At 69.5% G+C, this 6,943-nt stretch carries 7 protein-coding genes; 5 read left to right on the top strand and 2 right to left on the bottom strand.

The features are described 5' to 3' along the window. Positions 1-501: 501 nt before the first annotated feature. On the top strand, positions 502-1,515 hold the full coding sequence (locus ACWF94_RS28535; RefSeq protein WP_453494562.1) for a chitinase: 1,014 nt from the start codon (positions 502-504) through the stop codon (positions 1,513-1,515). Between the two features lie 229 nt (positions 1,516-1,744). Next, a complete protein-coding gene (locus ACWF94_RS28530; RefSeq protein ID WP_453494559.1) occupies positions 1,745-2,191 on the top strand; it encodes an ATP-binding protein in 447 nt (148 codons plus the stop codon). Between the two features lie 30 nt (positions 2,192-2,221). On the opposite strand, the gene ACWF94_RS28525 is transcribed toward ACWF94_RS28530, so the two are convergent. Beyond that, complete coding sequence (locus tag ACWF94_RS28525) at positions 2,222-3,799, bottom strand: SDR family oxidoreductase (protein WP_453494556.1); 1,578 nt, start codon at positions 3,797-3,799, stop codon at positions 2,222-2,224. Positions 3,800-4,237: 438 nt separating this feature from the next. Here ACWF94_RS28525 and ACWF94_RS28520 point away from each other — a divergent pair, with 438 nt between their 5' ends. Next, positions 4,238-4,426 (top strand): hypothetical protein, encoded by a 189-nt coding sequence (locus ACWF94_RS28520; RefSeq protein ID WP_453494553.1) that lies wholly within the window; start codon positions 4,238-4,240, stop codon positions 4,424-4,426. 26 nt (positions 4,427-4,452) lie between these two features. On the opposite strand, the gene ACWF94_RS28515 is transcribed toward ACWF94_RS28520, so the two are convergent. Then, entirely contained in the window at positions 4,453-4,731 is a 279-nt protein-coding gene (locus ACWF94_RS28515) for a hypothetical protein (RefSeq protein ID WP_453494565.1), read from the bottom strand. Here ACWF94_RS28515 and ACWF94_RS28510 point away from each other — a divergent pair. Further along, positions 4,648-5,907 carry a radical SAM protein gene (locus tag ACWF94_RS28510; protein WP_453494550.1) on the top strand — a complete coding sequence of 420 codons (1,260 nt, stop codon included), beginning with the start codon at positions 4,648-4,650 and terminating at the stop codon, positions 5,905-5,907. The two genes, ACWF94_RS28515 and ACWF94_RS28510, sit on opposite strands and share 84 nt — an antisense overlap. Next, the coding region (locus tag ACWF94_RS28505; protein WP_453494547.1) for a hypothetical protein at positions 5,904-6,943 on the top strand (1,040 nt) is incomplete at its 3' end. The genes ACWF94_RS28510 and ACWF94_RS28505, both read left to right, overlap by 4 nt.

The following is a 6,943-nucleotide window of genomic DNA, read 5'->3' as shown; positions in this document are numbered from 1 at the left end:
CCACACCGTCATCCCCCAACTCACCACCGAAATCCAAACCCGCAAAGGATGAACGCCCGACCCGTGATCCGGGCAGGGCGCCAGCTCAGACGGTTCTCCCGGGCCTCATCGCCAGGCGCGTTCGGCGCGGGCGGACGGGTCCAACAACTTCTGCATGCACGGCAGTTGGTCCAGACCTCTTGACCACAGGTCTGGACCAACTTACCGTTTGCTCACCACACCCACCGCGTACGTCTCCAGGCCCCCCACAGTCCAGGAGGTGAGCGTGTCACTCCAGAGCCACTCCCCCACCACCGGCCACGCTCACGGCCGCAAGGGCTTCTGGTCACCGCGGCTCTACGTGCCCGCCGCCAGGAACCCCCTCGTCCAGCGCCGACCCTTCATGGAATCCGCACCGGCCCGGTGGCGCCCCCAACGGAATGGACGGCACGCATGGCAGCAAGCGAGCACAGGCACAGCATGATCGGACGGGCCTTACGCCTGCTGGGCGTCGGTCTGGCGATGGTCTTCGCCGCGCAGATACCCGCCGTGGCGGCGCCGACCGCACCGCCGCCCGCCGACACCTGCGCGGTCAAGCCGAAGCCTTCGGGCAAGGTGCTCCACGGATACTGGGAGAACTGGGACGGTGCCGCGAACGGCGTGCACCCGCCGCTCGGCTGGATCCCGATCACCGACAGCCGTATCCGCACCCACGGCTACAACGTGATCAACGCGGCGTTCCCGGTGATCCTTTCGGACGGCACCGTCCTGTGGGAAGACGGGATGGACACCAATGTGAAGGTCCCGACCCCGGCCGAGATGTGCGAGGCCAAGCAGGCCGGGCTCACCATCCTGATGTCCATCGGCGGCGCGGCTGCCGGGATCGACCTCAGCTCCAGCGCCGTCGCCGACCGGTTCGTCGCCACGGTGGTGCCGATCCTGAAGAAGTACAACTTCGACGGTATCGACATCGACATCGAGACCGGCCTCGTCGGCAGCGGCAACATCAACCAGCCGTCCGCCTCGCAGGCCAATCTGATGCGCATCATCGACGGTGTGCTCGCCCAGATGCCCGCCGGATTCGGGCTGACGATGGCGCCCGAGACGGCGTATGTCACCGGCGGCAGCGTGGTCTACGGCTCGATCTGGGGCGCGTATCTGCCCATCGTGAAGAAGTACGCCGACAACGGCCGGCTGTGGTGGCTGAACATGCAGTACTACAACGGCAGCATGTACGGCTGTTCCGGCGACTCGTACGCCGCCGGAACGGTCGAGGGATTCACCGCGCAGACGGACTGTCTCGACCGGGGACTGGTCATCCAGGGCACCACGATCAGGGTTCCGTACGACAAGCAGGTTCCGGGACTGCCCGCGCAGCCGGGCGCCGGGGGCGGCCATATGTCGACAGGCCAGGTGTCGCAGGCGTGGAACACCTACAACAACGGCCTGAAGGGTCTGATGACCTGGTCGATCAACTGGGACGGCTCCCGAGGCTGGACGTTCGGTGACAACGTCAAGGCCCTGCAAGGCCGCTGACACCGGGAGTCACCCTGGGGCGCAGCCGCGGCCCCGGGGCGGCCCGGACCGGCCCCGGGCTCCGGCGGCACCGCGCCGCCGGGGCCGGGGGTCGCGCTCCGAACGGATGTCCAGGCTCCAGGAATGAGGAGCGCGCACCGGGGTAGGCGGGCATCGCCGCAAGGCACAGCGAACGGAAGAGCCGCGGACCCGGCAACAGGACGAGCGGACACACAGGTACGGGAGCAGCATGGAACACATCGGGCTGGCGGACCGGGACGAGGCCATGTCTTCCCGTCTGCGCCCCTGGGCCGGCGCCGGTTACGACGGCGCTCCGGAGAGCATCGCCGCGGCACGTCACTTCACCGCGCGATTCCTGACGGAGGTAGGGACCGGGCTCGGTGAACCGGTCTCGGCCGAGGTGATCGAGAAGGCTCAGCTGGTCGTCAGCGAGCTGGTGACGAATGCCTGCAAGTACGCGCCCGGTCCGTGTCTTATCGATCTGGAAGTCGTCGGTGATCTCCTGGAGATCACCGTCTGGGACACCAGCCCCGACCTGCCGGTGGCATGTCCGGCGGAGCCTGCGCGGGTCGGCCGGCACGGTCTGGAGATAGTGCTCGCGCTGAGCGTGGGCTTCGACGCCGGGCGCCGGCCGGTCGGCAAGCGGATCACTGTCGGGGTCCCGCTCGTTCCGTAGCCGTACGCTCCGGCCCGGTCCGCACGCGAATCACCGTCGGGGTCCCGCCCGTACCGCAGCCCTACGCTCCGACCGGTCGGGCGTATGCGGGGCCGCGCCCCGCACCGCCGCCCGCGCGATGTTGCGGGCCATTCCGCCGAAGACGAGCGCGTGGAACGGGGACACACTCCACCAGTAGGCGTGCCCCAGCAGGCCATGGGGATGGAAGAGCGCTCGCTGGCGGTAGCGGGTCCGGCCGTGTTCATCCTGTTCCGCATACATTTCCAGCCAGGCGAGCCCTGGCAGCCGCATCTCGGCCCTGAGCCGGAGCAGCCGGCCGGGTTCGATCTCCTCGACCCGCCAGAAGTCCAGCGAGTCGCCCACGCGCAGCCGTTCGGCGTCCCGCCGGCCCCGCCGCAGCCCGACGCCGCCCACGAACCGGTCCAGCCAGCCCCGTACGGCCCAGGCGAGTGGGAAGGAGTACCAGCCGTTGTCGCCCCCGATGCCCTCGATGACTCGCCACAGGGCTGCGGGCGAGGCGTCGACCGGCAGTTCGCGGTGGTCGGCGTAGAGGCTTCCGCCTGCCCAGTCCGGGTCGGTCGGCAAGGGGTCGCTGGGGGCTCCTGGCAGTCCGGCCGAGGACCAGCGGGTGGTCACCCGGGCTTCTCCGACCCGCTGGAGGGCCAGCGTCAGGGCGGCCCGGAAGGTGAGCGGCCGACCGGGGCCGTCGGGGGCGTAATGCGCGATGTCGTGTTCGCGGCACACCACTTCATGGCGCAGCGATTCGGTGAGCGGCCGGGCGATGGAGTGCGGGACGGGGGTGACCAGTCCCACCCAGTGGCTGGAGAGGCGCGGGGTGAGCACCGGTACAGGCACGATCAGCCGCCGGGGCAGCCCGGCGACGGCCGCGTAGCCCCGCATCATGTCCAGGTAGGTGATGACATCCGGGCCGCCGATGTCGAAGGCGCGGTTCACCTCGTCGGGCATCCGGGCCGAGCCGACGAGATAGCGCAGGACGTCCCGTACACCGATCGGCTGGATGCGGGTCCGCACCCACCTGGGTGTCACCATCACCGGGAGGCGTTCGGTGAGATAGCGCAGCATCTCGAAGGATGCCGACCCGGACCCGATGATCACGGCGGCCCGCAGGACGGTGGCGGGCACCGGGGAGGCGAGGAAGATCTCTCCGACTTCGGCCCGGGACCGCAGATGAGGGGAGAGCCTGCGGTACGGCACTCCCTCAGGGGTGAGTCCGCCGAGGTAGACGATGCGCCGGACACCGGCCGCGCGCGCCTCGTCGGCGAAGATCCGTGCGGCTTCGCGGTCGGTCTCCTCGAAGTCCTGGCCACTGCCCAGGGCGTGGACCAGGTAGTAGGCGACCTCGATGCCGCGCATCGCATCCCGTACCGAGACCGCGTCCAGGACATCTCCCCTGACCGCTTCCACCTGCCGCGCCCACGGATGATCGCGCAGGTTCCCGGGCGTACGGGCCAGACAGCGCACCTGGTGACCCGCCCGCAGCAGTTCTGGCACCAGTCGGCCGCCGATATAGCCGGTCGCGCCGGTGACCAGACAGTTCGGCGCACCTGGTGCCCTGTCGCCCGTACTTGCCGGGCCGACTGCCGTCATCGCCGCCTCCATGGGTCCTACCCGCTCGATGCCGCCGCTTCCACCGCTTCCACGGCTCGATGCCGCTGCTTCCCGGCCGCTTCCGGATGACTCCGGCGACTTCTGGCGACTTCCTGCGGCTCCAGGCCGCTGCCCTGTCCCTGCTCGGATGATCACACGGGATGGTGGTACGTCCCTCCCAGTCTGCCGCCCGGGACAGTGGTGCGCCCCTTCGCCCGGGTCCGGGGACGCGGTTGGCCGCTGGTTTCCCGTACGGGATTTCCGCGCTTTCGGAACTCCACCGATCCCCACCGATATCCCAGCCGTCACTTCATTCCCGGAAGCCTCAAATTCGCTCTCTTGACGGTCTCATCGGCTGCCGGTAGCCTCTTCTCGCCTTGATATATTCTATGTGTGACGCACATGCAATAACGCGTCTGCAGTGAGCGTTGGGGGCACATGGAATCCGAAGAGACGACGGAGCCCGCGGACTTCGACCTTTCGAGCGCTGCGGTGATCCCCGTGGAAATCCTTCTCCGCAAGGCGAATCCCGCCCTGCGCGCGGTACTGGAACGGCAGTACGACATTTCCACGGACAGCCGCCTGACCAGCGGGACCTTCAATTCTTTCATTGAGGCGGACCTCTGAGATCACGGTCACCCATGACTCATCCCTCACCCTTTTCGCATCCCGCAGACCGCCCCGCCGACAGACTCACCGACCGCCCTGGCGACCGTTCCGGCGACCGCCCTGCCGAGCACCCCGTCGATCATCCCGCCGGCCGCCCTGCCCGCCGCCCCGCCCAACGCCCCGTCCGCCGTTCGGCCAATCATCACGAATGGCTGCCATCGACTGTCACGGTCGACGAAATGCAGCGAAAAGGCTGGCAGCCGCTCCCGTTCAATCAATTTATCCTCAAAGTGCATGGCCACTGCAATCTGAAATGCGACCATTGCTATATCTATGAGACGGGCGATCGGAGCTGGCGCACCCGGCCGCCGTCGATGACAGACGATCTCGTGACCACGGTGATCCGCCGCATCGCCGAGCACGCCGCGGAATTCTCCGTACCCTCGGTGCAGATCGTTCTCCATGGAGGCGAACCACTGCTCCTGGGGCACCGGCGGCTCGCCCAACTCGCCCGGGAAGCCGCGCGGGTGCTCTCGGCGGTCCCCCGGGTCTCCCTGGGCGTCCAGACCAACGCACTGCTCATCGACGAGGAGTTCCTGGACATCTTCGACAGATGGAGCATCAGGGTCGGCGTCAGCCTGGACGGAAAGAGGGCCGATCACGACCGCCACCGTACGTATCGCCATGGCGGCGGCAGCCACACCGGGGCGGTCGCCGGGCTGGCACTCCTCACCCGGCCGGCGACCCGGCATCTCTTCTCCGGACTGCTGTGCACGGTCGATCTCGCCTCCGATCCGGTGGAGACCTTCGAGGAGCTGGCGAGCCACGCGCCCCCGGCCGTCGACTTCCTGCTGCCGCACCGGCACTGGACCGGCCCCCCGCCGGGACGGCCGCCCGCCGCCTCGCCGACCCTGGACACCCGCCGTGCTCCGGGCAGTCACAACGCCCCGGGCATCCCGCGCACCCACGACGACCCGCGTGCTCCGGGCACCCACGACGACCCGGGAACCTCGCGGACGGACTACGCCGACTGGCTGCTCGCCATCTTCGACCACTGGTACGACGCACCCCGCCGGTCGACCGGCGTCAGGCTCTTCGAGGACATCATGGGCATGCTGCTGGGCGGGCGGGCGCGCTCCGAGGCCGTCGGACTGACACCGTCCCGCTCCCTGGTCATCGAGACCGACGGGAGTCTGGAGGGCGTCGACTCCCTCAAGTCCGCCTATCCGGGGGCCGCCCGCCTCGGACTGAACGTCCGCGACCACCCGCTCGCCGACGCGCTCGCCCATCCCGCGATCGTCGCCCGGCAGCTCGGCGCCGACGCGCTGTGCGCCACCTGTCTGTCGTGCCCGGTCCACCGGATCTGCGGCGGCGGTCATATCGCCCATCGGTACCGTGCCGGACAGGGATTCCTCAACCCCTCCGTCTACTGCGCCGATCTGCTGAAGGTCATCACACATATCCACCGGCGGCTGCGAGCCGACCTGGCGGACCTGTGAGCGACCGCCCGGCCCCCTCTCTCCTGGCCGCCTACTTCGATCTGCACACCGACCGGGGGCCGCTGCACGCCCGGGCGACCGCCGACCTGGGGCGCCGCTATCTGGCCCGTGAGATGCTGCCGCCCTACCAGGTGATCACACCCGGCGGGTTCCGCCGGACCCTCTCCCCCGGGGCCCCTGGCGCCGTGTACTCCCCCGGCCCCCTCGACCGCTCCGGCGCCGCGTACTCCCCCCGCTCCCTCGACCGCTCCGGCGCCGCGTACTCCCCCCGCTCCGCCGAGGATCCGCGTCAGCTGCCCGCAGCGCACCGAAGTGCCGAATGGGCCTGTCTCTGCCGCGAGCTGGACCACTGGAGCAGCCTGGACGTCGACCGGCAGCTGTCGGTCGCCCGGGTACTGGGCCGCCTGGGCTTCTGGAGCACCGTCGACGCACTGCCCACGCCCGCTACCGCCCCGATGACAGTGGAGCATCTCAAGCTCTCGTACTGGCGCTGTGTGGCACGGCAGATCGCCTCGGGCCCCGACCCCCGGATCGCCGCCGGCGCCCGCGCGCTCCTCGTGGCCCTCGCCCGGAGCACCCGCTTCCCAGCCGCCGCCAGGCTCAGCGCGGCGATCAATCTGGTGGTGGATCACGCCCGGTCGGACCGCTCCATGGCGGAGATGCTCCGCTGGCAGGGTCTGGCCCGCTCCCTCATCGACGCGGCGCCCTCGAACAACTTCAGCATTCTTCTGCTCAGCGCCTACTGGCGTGCCGTCAGTTTCATCCCCTTCCACCGGTCCGACCATGCCGAGGTACGGCGGATGCTCGACGAATCCGAACGGCTCGCCCACCGGGCGGTGGGCGAGGCCGGCGATGACCGCTACCTTCTGGCCCTGGAGAATGTGCGCCTGGTCCTCATGACGCGGGGGCGTGCCTCGGCCGCGGCCGGGGACCGGGTATCGGCCGAGGGCTACTTCCGCACTCTGGTCGGGCACGACCCACTGGACGCCATGTCACATGTCCTGCTGGCGGACTTCCTGGCCGCACAGGGCCGTTC

The organism is Streptomyces sp. NPDC055078, assembly GCF_053607985.1.
Note: the sequence above shows the minus strand (reverse complement) of the source record. Positions and strands in the feature narration are given on the sequence as shown.

What these genes read in the sequence shown, in the direction of transcription:
- ACWF94_RS28535 (WP_453494562.1), top strand. Translation starts at nt 502, where the DNA reads ATGGTCTTCGCCGCGCAGATACCCGCCGTGGCGGCGCCGACCGCACCG.
- ACWF94_RS28530 (WP_453494559.1), top strand. Translation starts at nt 1,745, where the DNA reads ATGGAACACATCGGGCTGGCGGACCGGGACGAGGCCATGTCTTCCCGT.
- ACWF94_RS28525 (WP_453494556.1), bottom strand. Translation starts at nt 3,799, where the DNA reads ATGACGGCAGTCGGCCCGGCAAGTACGGGCGACAGGGCACCAGGTGCG.
- ACWF94_RS28520 (WP_453494553.1), top strand. Translation starts at nt 4,238, where the DNA reads ATGGAATCCGAAGAGACGACGGAGCCCGCGGACTTCGACCTTTCGAGC.
- ACWF94_RS28510 (WP_453494550.1), top strand. Translation starts at nt 4,648, where the DNA reads ATGCAGCGAAAAGGCTGGCAGCCGCTCCCGTTCAATCAATTTATCCTC.
- ACWF94_RS28515 (WP_453494565.1), bottom strand. Translation starts at nt 4,731, where the DNA reads ATGGTCGCATTTCAGATTGCAGTGGCCATGCACTTTGAGGATAAATTG.